At 50.1% G+C, this 14,674-nt stretch carries 11 protein-coding genes, 1 other RNA gene and 1 other annotated feature; of the genes, 10 read left to right on the top strand and 2 right to left on the bottom strand.

Annotation, left to right across the window (positions count from 1 at the left end; translation table 11 throughout):
• The first annotated feature begins 285 nt into the window (after nt 1-285).
• A complete protein-coding gene (locus ADU22_RS22705) occupies nt 286-2,481 on the top strand; it encodes a RelA/SpoT family protein (RefSeq protein ID WP_053364194.1) in 2,196 nt (731 codons plus the stop codon).
• A gap of 129 nt (nt 2,482-2,610) precedes the next feature.
• Complete coding sequence (gene dtd / locus ADU22_RS22700) at nt 2,611-3,051, top strand: D-aminoacyl-tRNA deacylase (protein ID WP_053364193.1); 441 nt, start codon at nt 2,611-2,613, stop codon at nt 3,049-3,051.
• Between the two features lie 439 nt (nt 3,052-3,490).
• Here dtd and ADU22_RS22695 read toward each other — a convergent pair whose 3' ends face one another.
• A complete protein-coding gene (locus tag ADU22_RS22695) occupies nt 3,491-5,245 on the bottom strand; it encodes an N-acetylmuramoyl-L-alanine amidase family protein (protein WP_053364192.1) in 1,755 nt (584 codons plus the stop codon).
• Nucleotides 5,246-5,434: 189 nt separating this feature from the next.
• Here ADU22_RS22695 and ADU22_RS25100 point away from each other — a divergent pair, with 189 nt between their 5' ends.
• The 5 genes from ADU22_RS25100 (at nt 5,435) to ADU22_RS22670 (ending at nt 10,199) form a co-directional block, all read left to right on the top strand.
• Nucleotides 5,435-5,611 (top strand): hypothetical protein, encoded by a 177-nt coding sequence (locus tag ADU22_RS25100; RefSeq protein ID WP_053364191.1) that lies wholly within the window; start codon nt 5,435-5,437, stop codon nt 5,609-5,611.
• 54 nt (nt 5,612-5,665) lie between these two features.
• Nucleotides 5,666-5,903, top strand: a binding site (T-box leader).
• A 64-nt stretch (nt 5,904-5,967) separates the two neighbouring features.
• On the top strand, nt 5,968-7,239 hold the full coding sequence (gene hisS, locus ADU22_RS22685) for a histidine--tRNA ligase (RefSeq protein WP_053364190.1): 1,272 nt from the start codon (nt 5,968-5,970) through the stop codon (nt 7,237-7,239).
• Nucleotides 7,240-7,252: 13 nt separating this feature from the next.
• Nucleotides 7,253-9,031: an aspartate--tRNA ligase gene (gene aspS, locus ADU22_RS22680; RefSeq protein ID WP_053364189.1), complete on the top strand. Its 1,779-nt coding sequence runs from the start codon at nt 7,253-7,255 to the stop codon at nt 9,029-9,031.
• Nucleotides 9,032-9,090: 59 nt separating this feature from the next.
• Nucleotides 9,091-9,281: non-coding RNA, 6S RNA (gene ssrS / locus ADU22_RS24040), on the top strand.
• Between the two features lie 156 nt (nt 9,282-9,437).
• Nucleotides 9,438-10,199 (top strand): tRNA threonylcarbamoyladenosine dehydratase, encoded by a 762-nt coding sequence (locus ADU22_RS22670; RefSeq protein WP_053364187.1) that lies wholly within the window; start codon nt 9,438-9,440, stop codon nt 10,197-10,199.
• 72 nt (nt 10,200-10,271) lie between these two features.
• Here ADU22_RS22670 and ADU22_RS22665 read toward each other — a convergent pair whose 3' ends face one another.
• A complete protein-coding gene (locus ADU22_RS22665) occupies nt 10,272-11,546 on the bottom strand; it encodes a replication-associated recombination protein A (protein WP_053364186.1) in 1,275 nt (424 codons plus the stop codon).
• Between the two features lie 222 nt (nt 11,547-11,768).
• On the opposite strand from ADU22_RS22665, the gene cymR reads away from it, so the two are divergent.
• The 3 genes from cymR to mnmA all read left to right on the top strand — a co-directional run bounded on the left by cymR (nt 11,769) and on the right by mnmA (nt 14,554).
• Nucleotides 11,769-12,197 (top strand): cysteine metabolism transcriptional regulator CymR, encoded by a 429-nt coding sequence (gene cymR / locus ADU22_RS22660; RefSeq protein WP_053364185.1) that lies wholly within the window; start codon nt 11,769-11,771, stop codon nt 12,195-12,197.
• A 30-nt stretch (nt 12,198-12,227) separates the two neighbouring features.
• The gene (locus ADU22_RS22655; RefSeq protein WP_053364184.1) at nt 12,228-13,373 is read left to right on the top strand and encodes a cysteine desulfurase family protein; all 1,146 of its coding nucleotides are present in this window, start codon (nt 12,228-12,230) and stop codon (nt 13,371-13,373) included.
• 65 nt (nt 13,374-13,438) lie between these two features.
• Complete coding sequence (mnmA, locus tag ADU22_RS22650) at nt 13,439-14,554, top strand: tRNA 2-thiouridine(34) synthase MnmA (protein ID WP_053364183.1); 1,116 nt, start codon at nt 13,439-13,441, stop codon at nt 14,552-14,554.
• The last annotated feature ends 120 nt before the right edge of the window (nt 14,555-14,674 follow it).

Here is a 14,674-nt window from a genome sequence, read left to right as displayed (position 1 = left end):
CGGAACTGGCGTTTCCAGTCCCGAGAGGACGTAAAAGAAATGGAAAAAATTTTTTCGACATTTTTTTCATTTTCTGACTAAAATCTTTTGCTTTCTCTTTACATATTGGAATTTTTCTCTGATAATAATAACAATCCTTAAAACAGGAGATTCAAGCTATTTGTTTGAATTGGCATCATTAGCAGGAGAATGCATCCTGTTAAAGCGGAATATGTCTACTAATGGCTGCTGGAGTGATTATTTTGTCCTCCAGATTTTTATATAAAAGATAAAAAAGGTGATCCTATGGCGAATGATCATGTGCTGACCGCCGAGCAAGTAATCGAAATGACAAGCAGATACCTGAATGATGAGCATGTGGCAATGGTGCAGAAGGCATACGACTTCGCAAGAGATGCCCATCATGACCAGTTTCGGAAGTCCGGCGAACCCTATATTATCCATCCCATCCAGGTTGCCGGTATCCTCGCTGATCTTGAAATGGATCCTGCGACGGTGGCGGCTGGTTTCCTTCATGATGTCGTTGAGGATACTGACATAACGCTCGATGATATTGAAGAGGCATTTGATTCTGAAGTAGCCATGCTGGTTGATGGCGTGACCAAGCTTGGCAAAATTAAATATAAATCGCATGAAGAGCAGCAGGCGGAAAACCACCGCAAGATGTTTGTGGCAATGGCACAGGACATCCGCGTCATCCTTATCAAGCTTGCCGACCGGCTGCATAATATGCGGACCCTCAAACACCTTCCACAGGAAAAGCAGCGCCGGATTTCCAACGAGACGCTGGAGATTTTTGCTCCGCTGGCTCATCGGCTTGGAATTTCGAAGATCAAATGGGAGCTTGAAGACACAGCGCTGCGCTATCTCAATCCCCAGCAATATTACCGCATTGTCAACCTGATGAAAAAGAAGCGGGCGGAGCGGGAGGAATATCTTGATGATGTCATCCAGGGAGTTCGCGGCCAGCTTAAAGATGTGAAGATCAAGGCCGAAATTTCCGGCCGTCCCAAGCATATTTACAGCATCTACCGGAAAATGGCCCTTCAAAACAAGCAGTTCAACGAAATCTATGATCTCTTGGCTGTCCGGATCGTGGTGAACAGCATCAAGGACTGCTACGCGGTACTCGGCATCATCCATACATGCTGGAAGCCGATGCCTGGACGTTTCAAGGACTATATTGCCATGCCGAAGCCGAACATGTACCAGTCGCTCCATACAACCGTGATTGGCCCTAAAGGCGATCCTTTGGAAGTGCAGATCCGGACGTTTGACATGCACAGGATTGCTGAATTCGGGATTGCGGCCCACTGGGCGTATAAAGAGGGAAAACCGGTTGAAGAGGGGCTGACCCTGGATAAAAAGCTTACATGGTTCAGGGAAATCCTTGAGTTCCAAAATGAGACTGCCAACGCGGAGGAGTTCATGGAGTCGCTAAAAATCGACCTGTTCTCCGACATGGTGTTCATTTTTACGCCAAAGGGGGATGTCATCGAGCTTCCGGCCGGCTCGGTCCCGATTGACTTTGCCTACCGGATCCACTCGGAAATCGGCAATAAGACAATTGGCGCCAAGGTGAACGGGAAAATGGTGACGCTCGATTACAAGCTGAAAACTGGGGACATCATCGAGATCCTGACCTCCAAGCATTCCTACGGACCAAGCCATGACTGGCTCAAGCTCGTCCAGACCTCCCAGGCGAAGAACAAAATCCGCCAGTTCTTTAAGAAGCAGCGGCGGGATGAAAATATCGACAAGGGCCGCGAGCTGGTTGAAAAAGAAATCAAGGCCATGGATTTTGACCTGAAGGAGATCCTGACTGCCGAGAATTTGAAGCGTGTCGCCGATAAATTCAATTTTTCGAATGAGGAAGATATGTACGCTGCGGTTGGCTATAACGGTGTCACTGCCCTTCAGGTGGCAAACAGGCTTACCGAGAAATGGCGCAAGAAGCGCGATATGGAGCAGGAGAAGGACCTGGCGAATGCCGTTTCCGAATTAAAGGCGCTGCCGCAAGTGAGGAAGCGGGAATCGGGAGTCAGGGTCTCGGGAATCGACAATCTTCTTATCCGGCTGTCCCGCTGCTGCAACCCGATCCCGGGCGATGAAATTGTCGGCTTCATTACGAAGGGGAGAGGGGTCTCCGTCCACCGCTCGGACTGTACGAACATCAATACGGATGATGCGCAGGCGCGCCTGATTCCGGTTGAATGGGAAACAGCGCTCAATGACCGGAAGGAATACAATGTCGATATTGAAATTACCGGCTATGACCGGCGCGGCCTTCTGAATGAAGTGCTTCAGGCCGTTAATGAGACCAAAACGAATATCTCTGCGGTATCAGGCAAATCAGACCGCAACAAAGTCGCGACCATCAACATGTCAATCGCGATCACAAACGTCAGCCACCTCCAAAAAGTGGTCGACCGAATCAAGCAAATCTCTGACATCTACTCCGTCAGAAGAGTACTCAACTAAAGCACAAAAGGGTGCGTCACTCAACTAAAGGGTGCCTGACCCCCAGTGCGTTAATGCAAGAAAGAGTGCCTGACCCTCAGCGCGTTAACGCGCTGAGGGTCAGGCACCGTTGTGTAAGGAGTTTTTAGTATGCGTGTTGTTGTTCAGCGTAGCAAGGAAGCAAGGGTTACGGTTGGTGACAGGGTGACGGGTGCGATTTCGAGCGGTTTCGTCGTCCTTGTGGGTGTGACCCATGAAGATACGGAAAAGGACGCCGCCTATCTTGCGGACAAGGTGGCCAACCTTCGTGTGTTCGAGGACGAGCAGGGCAAGATGAACCTTTCCCTCGTTGATGTCGGAGGGCAGGTCCTCTCCGTTTCGCAGTTTACCCTTTACGGGGACTGCCGCAAGGGAAGGCGCCCCAATTTCATGGATGCCGCACGCCCCGACCACGCCAATGTCATTTATGAAGCATTCAACTCCAAGCTCCGCGATATCGGCGTGACCGTCGAAACTGGAGAGTTTGGGGCGATGATGGATGTGCAGCTTACCAATGACGGGCCGGTAACTTTGATTATTGAAAGCAAATAACAGCGAACCAAAAAGGGAATCCACTATTGGCGGATTCCCTTTTTGGTGTTTTGTGGTACGGTGCTTCTAGGTTAGCAACTGAGTCGTCGTGTGTGAATATGGCGTGGTTGTTGTCACACGTTGGACACAGGTTTTTCAAATAAACGGAATAATTGATGCAATAATAGAGATTTTTGATGCAATAATCCTATTCTGTGATTCAAAAAGCCTGATTTTTGATGCAATACCCCAGTCCTCCAGAGCAACCCACTAATTTATTGATGCAATTCCCATTCCTGCAGTTAGAACTTCCTCAGATTTTAATGCAATACCCTGGCCCTCGGTGCAACCTCTATTTCTTACACTGTCAACATCCAAAAAAGGGATACAACCCACCTAAATGGCGGCTGTATCCCCAATTTTTATATAAATATAATCTTGATTCCCGTGAACTACTTAACTATTGCCCGTTCCCCTTGAAATACTTCGCGAGCCCTTCAAAAATCCCTGCTGCCACGGCCTCCTGGTACTGGGGTGTGCTTACGAGCATTTCTTCGGCCGGATTGCTCAGGTAGCCGAGCTCAAGCAGCGTGGCTGGCCGCTGGTTTTCCCGAATCACATGGTAATCTCCCTGGCGGACACCGCGGTCGCGCAGGCTTGTCCTGCTGCTCACGGACGAATGAACCTCTTTGGAGAGCGTCCTATGGGAAGAGTGGTAATAGTAGGTGGTCATCCCTCTGACACTGCGGTCGGCAATGCTGTCATAATGAAGCGAAATGAATGCATCGGCATTGTGATAATGGGATGCGGACACCCTCGAGCCAAGTGAGAGGTATGAATCTCCGTTTCTGGTCATGACGACGTTGGTACCGGCTGCCTTAAGTTTATCGTACAGCAGCCTCGCAGTGGCAAGGTTCAGGTTCTTCTCGAGTGTTCCCCGTGCCCCCACTGTGCCGCCATCTCTTCCGCCGTGCCCTGGGTCAATGACGACTGTTTTGTTCTTCATATGAATCCCTGCACCAGGCTTTTTGATCTGGACAGCCTGATTCCCGTTTAAGGAAACGAGCCAGCCCGCAATGTAGCCGGTGCCCCCATTTGCCAGGGAGATTTGATACCAGTCCCCGTTCAGGCTGACTACCTTGAACATATCTCCCTGATTGGCCCGCTGGACGACCGATGTATTGACACCAGCTCCCTTGCGGATATTGGTCCCATTATGAAGGACGGTGACACTCTGGTTTTTGACACTGTTCGCGGACGGAGCTGGCGATGAAGCCTTTTTCTCGAAGAACCATCCTGCTGCCCAGCCGGTCCGGCCAGGTTTGTACTCAATTTTCAGCCAGTTGTCTTTTTCTTCAAGGATCCTGAATTTTTCTCCTCTGGATACTTGTCCAACAACCTTCCCGTTCAGGCTGCCGCTGTCCCTGACATATAGGCTCGAAGCTGTTACTGTCGCTTCTCCTGCAGGCCGGGAAGCTGCTGAGCCTGCTTGCGGCGTGCTCGATGTAAAACTTAGGTATTGGCCGCTGACATAGGCGGCCTGCCCCTGATAGACAATCTTTGCCCAGCCATTTTCCTGCGACTGTACCTTTACCTTCGTTCCTTTTGCCAGCTTGCCAATGACTCTCGCATTCAGCGCCGGGCTGACCCGGACATTCAGGTTATCGGCTGAGGCTATGGCATCATTCCCGGATGCAGGCACGCTCTGCTGCCGGCTTCCGTTCATGTTCAAATAATCCTTCGAGATCCAGCCTTCCAGCGACCCATGGCGGATTTTCGCCCATGACCCATTTGTGTTCAAAACAGTAACACTTTGGCCATTCCGGAGGGAACCGATGGACGCATAGGAGGTGCCGGGGCCTGACCTGACCCGCAGGCTGTCGGCGGCAACGATGCCAGTCCCGGATGCTCCCGCCGAAGGAGCAGCTGCAGCCGCGCTTTCCTTCTTGGTGAACCACTCGGCCACCCAGCCCTTCCTTCCGCCTGGCAGACTGATTTGAATCCAGTCTCCTTGCTGTTTGATGATTATGTATTTTTCCCCTTTATTAGCTTTTCCGACCACTGGATAGCTTAGGCCGGGACCTTGCCGGACGTTAAGGCTGGTACCTGTGATCTCCACTGTACCGTTTGAAGCTTGTGCCGGTGCTGCCGTCTGCAAGCTGCCTATCAACAGAAGCAGGCAGAGAAGGATGACGGCTTGTTTACTTTTTTGCAATGACTCCCATCCCCCTGTTAAATTTTTCTTTAAAATCAATTTTACAGGAAGAAAGAGCCAAAATCACGATGTATTTTATCTGCATAACAATTCAGGGGAAATTTTTATGGCGTGTGCTAAGAAACACGATGAAATATTTTGGCGTTCGTGGGCAGAATAGGAAAAGAGACCAAGATGGAAGGTGATTGTATGCGGAACAGTGAGAAAGGATTTTCAGCCCACCTTGGGGAAAACCAACTTTTCAATATCGATTTGCATGATTTTATGAAACGGGAGCAAAGCTCCAATATGATTGAATTGGCTTCCGAATTCGGTTTGAACCTCCGGGACATAAAAAAACTGAAAAAACAGCTCGAACGTTCTTGACAACAGGAAGCCCGGTCCGTAATATAAGATAAATAAAAAGCGATTATTATAAAAGAATTGCCGTTGATGGGGAAAAGTAGTGAAGATCCACATGGAAAGAGAGGAAAAGCCCGGGGCTGAAAGCTTTTCTGCATGCTGACTTGATGAATGAACACTCCGTAGGCTCTCTTCTGAACTTTGGCTGATGCCATCATTAGGAAGGGACGTAAGCAGGCGTTAACTGTTAAAGAGGAAGGCTTCTATGCCTTCAATTAGGGTGGTACCACGGGAAGCAAAGGCTCTCGTCCCTTGTTATGACAACAAGGAGACGGGAGCCTTTTTTTATTTTACATAAATTTGCAGGGAGGTTGTCACGCATGTCGATCCAAATTCCGCGCGGGACACAGGATATTCTGCCAGGAGAATCCGAAAAATGGCAGTACATTGAGAAAAAAGCCAGGGAGATCTGTGAAAGGTACCAGTACCGGGAAATCCGGACTCCCATATTTGAACATACAGAATTATTCCTTCGCGGCGTAGGCGATACAACCGATATCGTCCAGAAGGAAATGTATTCCTTCACCGATCGGGGCGGCCGCGAAATTACCCTCAGGCCGGAAGGAACCGCTTCAACCGTCAGGTCGTTTGTCGAGCACAAAATGTTCGGCCTGCCAAATCAGCCGGTGAAGCTCTATTACATGGGGCCGATGTTCCGCTACGAGCGTCCGCAGGCAGGACGTTTCCGCCAGTTTGTCCAGTTTGGGATTGAAGCAATGGGAAGCAGCGATCCGGCTGTCGATGCAGAAGTCATTTCGCTGGCGATGTCCTTTTACAAGGAGCTTGGTTTAAGCAAACTGAAACTGGTMATTAACAGCCTGGGAGACAAGGAAAGCAGGAAGGCGCACCGGGAAGCCCTGATTGCCCATTTCCAGCCGCGGATTGGCGAATTCTGCCAGGATTGCCAAAGCCGTCTTGAAAAAAATCCAATGCGTATCCTTGACTGCAAGGCAGACCGCGACCATGAGCTGATGACAACCGCCCCATCCATCATTGATTATCTGAATGATGCATCAAGGGAGTATTTCTCCAAGGTCCAGCAGTACTTGAAGGCTATCGGCATTGAATTCGAAGTGGATCCCAACCTTGTGCGCGGGCTCGATTACTACAACCACACAGCTTTTGAAATCATGAGCAACGCTGAAGGATTCGGAGCCATCACAACTCTTTGCGGCGGCGGCCGCTACAATGGGCTTGTCGAGGAAATCGGCGGTCCTGAAACACCAGGAATCGGCTTTGCTCTCAGCATTGAAAGGCTACTTTCCGCCTTGAATGCGGAAGGCGTCGAACTGCCGGTTGAGCAAAAGGTGGACTGCTACCTCGTTTCCCTTGGGGAACAGGCACAGGATTATACTGTAGGCTTGCTCCATCAGTTAAGGGCGGCGGGCTTCTCGGCTGAACGGGATTATCTTGGCCGCAAGATAAAGGCCCAGTTCAAGGCAGCTGACCGCTTTCAGGCAAAGTATGTGGCCGTGCTTGGGGATGATGAGCTTGCCGCAAACAAAATTGCATTGAAATCGATGGAAGATGGCACGCAAATGGATTTGCCGCTGGATTCCTTTATTGAAAAATTCACGGAGCTTGCTAAATAAGGGGGAAGCAGAAATGTTTGGCAGAACGTATTTTTGCGGTGAAGTAACAGAAGCCGCGATCGGTGAAACAGTCACATTAAAAGGATGGGTCCAGAAACGCCGAGACCTTGGCGGGCTGATTTTTATCGACTTAAGGGACAGGACGGGAATCGTCCAGATTGTCTTCAATCCTGATGTTTCACAGGCCGCACTTGAAATGGCGGAAAAGGTAAGGAATGAGTATGTGCTCGACATCAAAGGGAAAGTGGTCGCCCGGGAAGAAGGAACCGTCAATGAAAACCTGAAAACAGGTAAAATTGAAGTGGTTGCCGAAGAACTGACGATCATCAATGAAGCGAAGACGCCGCCGTTCATCATTGCCGATAAAACGGATGTTTCCGAAGATATCCGCCTGAAATACCGGTATCTTGACATGCGCCGTCCGGTGATGTTCGAAACGTTTAAAATGAGGCATGAAACCACGAAAGCGATCCGCAGCTTCCTTGACGGCGAGGGTTTCCTTGATGTCGAAACGCCGATCCTGACGAAAAGCACACCGGAAGGAGCAAGGGATTATCTTGTGCCAAGCCGCGTCCATCCAGGCGAGTTCTATGCTTTGCCGCAGTCGCCGCAGATTTTTAAACAACTGATGATGGTAGGCGGGTTTGAGCGGTATTACCAGATCGCCCGCTGTTTCCGTGATGAAGACCTGCGCGCCGACCGCCAGCCGGAATTCACGCAAATCGATGTGGAAACAAGTTTCATGAGCCAGGAAGAAATTTTGTCGCTCACCGAAAGAATGATGCAGAAAGTGATGAAGGACGTCAAAGGCCTCGATATTGAAGCGCCTTTCAAGCGGATGTCCTATGACGAAGCGATGGGCCGGTATGGTTCCGACAAGCCGGATACGCGGTTTGGTCTTGAACTTGTAGACCTGTCCGAAGCGGTCAAGGACTCCGGGTTCAAAGTGTTCTCACAAGCAGTCGCTGGCGGCGGCCAGGTAAAGGCGATCAACGTCAAAGGTACCGCAGCCAAGTACTCCCGCAAGGATATTGACGGGCTCACCGAGTTTGTGGCTGTCTACGGCGCAAAAGGGCTTGCCTGGCTTAAGGCGGAAGAAGAAGGGCTTAAAGGGCCGATCGCCAAGTTCCTTGACGAGGAAGTCCAGCAGACGATCATGTCCCTGCTTCAGGCTGAAACAGGTGACCTGCTATTATTTGTGGCTGATAAAAAGAGCGTTGTGGCCGATGCGCTTGGAGCGCTGCGCCTGAAGCTTGGCAAGGAGCTAGAGCTTATCGACCAATCGAAATTCCAGTTCCTCTGGATCACAGACTGGCCGCTCCTCGAGTATGCAGAGGAAGAAGGCCGTTATTATGCGGCACACCATCCGTTCACAATGCCTGTACGAGAGGACTTGCCATTGCTTGAAACCGATCCTGGCAGTGTCAGGGCGCAAGCCTATGACCTTGTCCTGAACGGCTATGAGCTTGGCGGCGGCTCGCTGCGTATCTTCGAAAGAGATGTCCAGGAAAAGATGTTCTCGGTGCTCGGGTTTACAAAAGAACAGGCGGAAAGCCAGTTCGGATTCCTGATGGATGCCTTTGAATATGGCACTCCGCCGCATGGAGGGATTGCCCTTGGACTTGACCGGATGGTGATGCTGCTTGCAGGCAGGACGAACCTTCGCGATACCATCGCCTTTCCAAAGACGGCAAGTGCCAGCGATCTCTTGACCGAAGCTCCGGGAGAAGTCAGTTCCGAACAGCTTCAGGAATTAAGTCTGTCACTGAATCTTAAAAAAGAGAAGGAATAAACTGGCAGTCCGTTTACTTGAAATTCAAATTCTTCTGTGATATTATTTTGTTAAACATAAGAGTCCTGATGTGTTCGTTGTCCAACCTGAAGTTTTGACCGAACATTTTGTACTTCGGGAGTCCGGAGTTTCCAGGCTGAGCACATGCCCCTATGGATTGGGGACTTGCAAGGCAGGGGACAGGGCACCCACCTGCTGAGAGCGGGTTCAAAACGAAGGCATTTAAAGCGACGGCACAATTGGGGCTCTTATACCCTACATAGCAAACAAGCTCCATGCAGACCTGCATGGAGTTTTTTTATGTTTTTACCCCTATAAATTTTCTTGTTTTTAAAAGAAAGTATGATATATTGTTTAGCGGGTATAAGATTAGTACGTGGAATTTAGCAGATTTGGAGTGAGTGGAATGCTTCATCAATTTTCGAGAAATGAACTGGCCATCGGCAAAGAAGGCCTTGATATTATGAAAAACAGCACGGTGGCGGTCCTTGGCGTTGGCGGTGTCGGTTCGTTTGCGGCCGAAGCCCTCGCCCGTTCAGGTGTAGGCAGGCTGGTCCTGGTGGACAAGGATGATGTCGATATCACCAACGTAAACCGCCAGCTGATCGCTTTGCTGTCAACTGTCGGCCGGCCAAAGGTCGAGTTGATGGAGGAGCGCATCAAGGATATCAATCCTGATTGCGAAGTCATCTCCCTGAAAATGTTTTACACCGAAGAAACATACGAGCAGTTTTTCGACTATGGATTGGACTTTGTCGTCGATGCTTCCGATACGATTTCCTATAAAATCCACCTGGCAAAGGAATGCCTGAAACGCAATATTCCGATTATCTCCAGCATGGGTGCGGCCAACAAGATGGATCCGACCCGATTCCGGATTGCCGACATCTTCAAGACGCATACCGACCCGATTGCCAAAGTCATCCGGACGCGTCTGCGGAAGGAAGGGATCCGCAAAGGATTTCCGGTCGTGTTTTCGGACGAAAGCCCGATTATCAGCCGTGAGGACGTCAATAAGGTGGTCGGCAAGCAGGATGCCCCGATCAGAAAAGCAAAAATGCCGCCATCCTCAAATGCATTCGTGCCATCCGCCTGCGGCCTGATCATGGCAAGCTATGTAGTAAGAGAGCTGCTGAAGGATATTGAAATCCGGCGCGTGAATGATTAAAAAGAAGGTCCGCAAATCCATGGGTTTGCGGACCTTCCCTTTGCTTGCAATTATTTAAATACTGAAAGGCAGCTATTTCCTCGTCCCGATGATCTTCTCATACACCATGGCCAGCGCCTGCTCGAATTTCCCTGTCTTTTTGGGCTTGAAATACACTTTTCCTTTTAATTTGTCAGGCAGATATTGCTGCTTGACCCAGCCGCCTTCATAATCGTGCGGATAAAGATAGCCGATTCCGCGGCCAAGCTCTTTTGCGCTTTTATAGTGGGCGTCGCGCAAATGATCGGGCACTTCGCCGCTTTTGCCTGCACGAATATCACTTAATGCGGCATCGATTGCCAAATAGGCAGAGTTGGATTTTGGTGATAGGCATAATTCGATTACTGCGTTGGCAAGCGGAATCCTTGCTTCCGGGAAGCCTACCCGTTCCGCGGTTTCAATGGCAGCAAGTGTCCGTGCCCCGGCCTGCGGATTGGCGAGGCCGACGTCTTCATAGGCGATGACCAGGAGTCTTCTGCTGATGCTGACCAGGTCTCCGGCTTCAATCAATCTGCCAAGATAATGAAGCGCGGCATTCACGTCGCTTCCTCTGATCGATTTCTGGAATCCGGACAAAACATCATAATGGGCATCGCCATCTCTGTCATGCGCAAGGCTTTTTTTCTGCATGCATTCTTCAGCCGTGCCGACATCGATGAAAATCAGCCCGGCATCATCTGGTTTCGTTGAAAGGACGGCAAGCTCAAGCGCATTCAGCGAGCTGCGAACATCTCCATTCGAAGCATTCGCAAAGTGCTCCAGTGCTTCAGGTGACACCTCGGCCTGATAATTTCCAAGGCCTCTCTCCTTGTCTTGGAGCGCACGGAGCAGAGCAGTCTTTATTTCATCCGGTTCAAGGGGCTTCAGCTCGAAAATCTGGCATCTGCTCCGGATGGCCGGATTTATGGCGTGGTACGGGTTGCTGGTTGTTGCCCCGATAAGGGTGATCATCCCATTCTCAAGATAGGGCAGCAGAAAGTCCTGCTTGGCCTTATCAAGCCTATGGACCTCGTCAAGAAGCAGGATGACCTTTCCCGACATCTTTGCTTCCGCCGCCACAATTTCCATATCCTTTTTGTTGTTTGTCACGGCATTCAGGGTCCGGAAAGCATGATTGGTGCTCCCTGCTATCGCAGAGGCGATTGAAGTCTTTCCGATTCCAGGCGGTCCGTATAAAATCATCGAGCTGAGCTGCTTTGCCTGGACCATTCGGCAGATGATTTTCCCTTCACTGACCAGGTGGCCCTGGCCGATGACTTCATCGATGGTCCGCGGCCTCATCCGGAAGGCAAGCGGCTTTACGTTCATGTGTTCTCACTCCATTACATTTGAACATTTGATATAACTCTACCACACAGGGAGGAAAGGGCAAATGCATATGTTTCGGCAGATATGATATAATGGCTAATGTCTATCTTTTTACTATGATATAAATTAGTGCAGGCCTGTAATGAGATGCCTGGCAGGCTATCATACAATAAATGACGCAAACTTGGAAATAATGGAAAAGGAATAATAGGGGGCTGGACGATGAAAATATCGACAAAGGGACGCTATGGAATGACAATCATGATTGAGCTCGCCAAAAGGCACGGCGAGGGGCCGATTTCGCTAAAGGCGATTGCCCAGGCCAATGGTTTGTCGGAACACTATTTGGAGCAGCTCGTGGCACCGCTCCGGAATGCCGGATTTGTGAAAAGCATCAGGGGAGCCTACGGCGGCTACGTACTTTGCAAGGAGCCGTCCGAAGTTAAAGCAGGCGATATCATTCGTGTGCTTGAAGGGCCGATTTCCATCGTCGAAGGAATGGAAGACGAAGAGCCGGCCAAGCGCGAGCTATGGCTCCGCATCAGGGATGCCGTCAAGTCAGTGCTTGACAATACAACGATCGAGGATTTGGCCAACCACACGCCATCAGCGCGTGACAACGAGTCGGATGCCTACATGTTTTACATCTAATAAACCTCATGCAAGAAGAAGGTGGCAACTTTGGATAGAATATATTTGGATCATGCGGCGACAACGCCGATGCACCCTCAGGTAATCAGCAAAATGATGCAGGTTATGGAAACGCAGTTCGGGAATCCGTCCAGCATCCATTTTTTTGGCCGTGAGACAAGGCAGATCCTGGATGAAACAAGACAGATCCTTGCTGACAGCATTGGAGCAAAACCAGGCGAGATAATCCTGACCAGCGGCGGGACAGAAGCGGACAATCTCGCCCTGTTCGGCTATGCGGAAAATAACAAAGAAAAAGGAAAGCACATCATTACTACAATGATTGAACATCACGCTGTCCTTCACAGCGCCCATGAACTGGAAAGAAGAGGTTTTGACGTCAGCTATCTTCCCGTTGGCGAAAATGGAATCGTTTCTGCAGAGGCCTTGAAGGACGCCTTGAGGGAAGATACCATCCTCGTGTCGGTGATGTATGGCAATAATGAAGTGGGGACCCTGCAGCCAGTGAAGGAAATCGGGGCACTTCTTTCCGGGCATCAGGCTGTATTCCATACGGACGCAGTTCAGGCCTATGGAATAGAAAAGCTGGATGTCGAGGAATTGCAAGTGGACATGCTTTCCGTCTCCGCCCATAAAATCAATGGTCCAAAGGGACTTGGCTTCCTGTATGCAAAAGACGGGATCCGCCTGTCAGCAAGGTCTTTCGGCGGCGAGCAGGAGAGAAAGCGCCGGGCTGGAACCGAAAATGTCCCGGGTATTGCGGCTTTTGGCGAGGCAGTCAGATTGGCGCTGCAGGACGCTGAAGAAAAGCGGAAGATGTATACAGGGTTTAAATCAGCCTTTATGGAAATTTTAAAAAAGAATGAAATTTCGTTTGATGTGAACGGATTACTTGAAAACAGCATGCCACATATTCTAAACTTAAGCTTTCCCGGTACAAATGTGGAGGCCATGCTGGTCAATCTTGACCTGGCAGGGGTTGCGGCTTCAAGCGGATCGGCATGTACGGCAGGATCAATCGACCCTTCGCATGTTCTTGTTGCCATGTTTGGAAAAGATTCGGAGCGCCTGACCAATTCCATCCGTTTCAGCTTTGGCTTGAACAATACGATGGAACAGGTTGAAACAGCAGCGGAGGAAACGGCCAGGATTGTCCGCAGGCTGACGCAGCGGTAAGTGCACCGGGATGAGGGTCCTCCTGGTCCCTAAAGAAATATCAACAAGAGAGGTGAGACATAATCATGGAGAAATCACCTAAAGATACGAGAGTGGTTGTCGGAATGAGCGGAGGAGTCGATTCCTCGGTCGCCGCATTGCTTTTAAAACAGCAAGGTTATGATGTGATCGGCATCTTTATGAAAAACTGGGATGATACCGATGAAAATGGCGTCTGTACGGCCACTGAAGACTATAATGATGTCATTCGCGTCTGCAACCAGATCGGAATTCCATATTATGCGGTCAATTTCGAAAAACAATACTGGGATAAGGTCTTTACCTATTTCCTGGATGAATATAAGGCGGGCCGGACGCCTAATCCGGACGTTATGTGCAACAAGGAAATCAAGTTCAAGGCTTTCCTTGATCATGCTCTGAACCTTGGTGCGGATTATCTCGCAACCGGGCATTACGCACAGGTCGAGTTCCGTGATGGAGAGTATAAAATGCTCCGCGGCCTCGATGAAAATAAAGACCAGACTTATTTCCTCAACCAATTAAGCCAGGACCAGCTGAAGCGTGTCATGTTCCCAATCGGCAGCCTTGAAAAATCAAGAGTGCGGGAAATCGCCAGGGAAGCCAATCTGGCCACTGCGGCCAAAAAGGACAGTACGGGCATATGCTTTATCGGGGAACGGAACTTTAAGGATTTCCTGAGCAACTATTTGCCTGCACAGCCAGGCAATATGGAAACGCTGGATGGGGAAGTCAAGGGCAAGCATGATGGCCTGATGTACTACACCATTGGCCAAAGGCACGGCCTTGGCATCGGCGGCTCCGGAGATCCGTGGTTCGTGATCGGCAAGGACCTTGAGCGGAATATCCTGTATGTCGGACAGGGATTTGATAATCAGAATCTGTATTCGGATTATATTAATGCCGTCAACATCAGCTGGGTATCCGACAAGCCAAAGCCTCGGGAATTTGAGTGCACCGCCAAGTTCCGCTACCGCCAGAATGATAATCCCGTCACGGTCGAGCTTCTCGAGGATGGACAGGCAAGGGTCGTGTTCAAGGAACCAATCCGGGCTGTCACTCCTGGACAGGCAGTAGTCTTTTATGATGGTGATGAGTGCCTCGGAGGCGGTACGATTGATGAAATCTATAAGGATGGCAGCAGGCTGACCTATGTCGGCTGATGATGATCCCCCGGCTCCCGTTTGGGAAGCCGGGGATTTTTCGGTTGGGCCCTTTCCTGCCTGCAGGGCGGGAGAATCAGGAGGCATTTGCCGGAAGTAGCAGCATAATCCTGCTGGGAC

The organism is Bacillus sp. FJAT-27251, from assembly GCF_001273925.1.
Taxonomy (GTDB): domain Bacteria; phylum Bacillota; class Bacilli; order Bacillales; family Cytobacillaceae; genus Mesobacillus_B.
The sequence above is the reverse complement of the archived record's forward strand: the minus strand, read 5'-3'. Positions and strand labels throughout refer to the sequence as shown.

What these genes read in the sequence shown, in the direction of transcription:
- ADU22_RS22705 (WP_053364194.1), top strand. Translation starts at nt 286, where the DNA reads ATGGCGAATGATCATGTGCTGACCGCCGAGCAAGTAATCGAAATGACA.
- dtd (WP_053364193.1), top strand. Translation starts at nt 2,611, where the DNA reads ATGCGTGTTGTTGTTCAGCGTAGCAAGGAAGCAAGGGTTACGGTTGGT.
- ADU22_RS25100 (WP_053364191.1), top strand. Translation starts at nt 5,435, where the DNA reads ATGCGGAACAGTGAGAAAGGATTTTCAGCCCACCTTGGGGAAAACCAA.
- aspS (WP_053364189.1), top strand. Translation starts at nt 7,253, where the DNA reads ATGTTTGGCAGAACGTATTTTTGCGGTGAAGTAACAGAAGCCGCGATC.
- ADU22_RS22670 (WP_053364187.1), top strand. Translation starts at nt 9,438, where the DNA reads ATGCTTCATCAATTTTCGAGAAATGAACTGGCCATCGGCAAAGAAGGC.
- ADU22_RS22665 (WP_053364186.1), bottom strand. Translation starts at nt 11,546, where the DNA reads ATGAACGTAAAGCCGCTTGCCTTCCGGATGAGGCCGCGGACCATCGAT.
- cymR (WP_053364185.1), top strand. Translation starts at nt 11,769, where the DNA reads ATGAAAATATCGACAAAGGGACGCTATGGAATGACAATCATGATTGAG.
- mnmA (WP_053364183.1), top strand. Translation starts at nt 13,439, where the DNA reads ATGGAGAAATCACCTAAAGATACGAGAGTGGTTGTCGGAATGAGCGGA.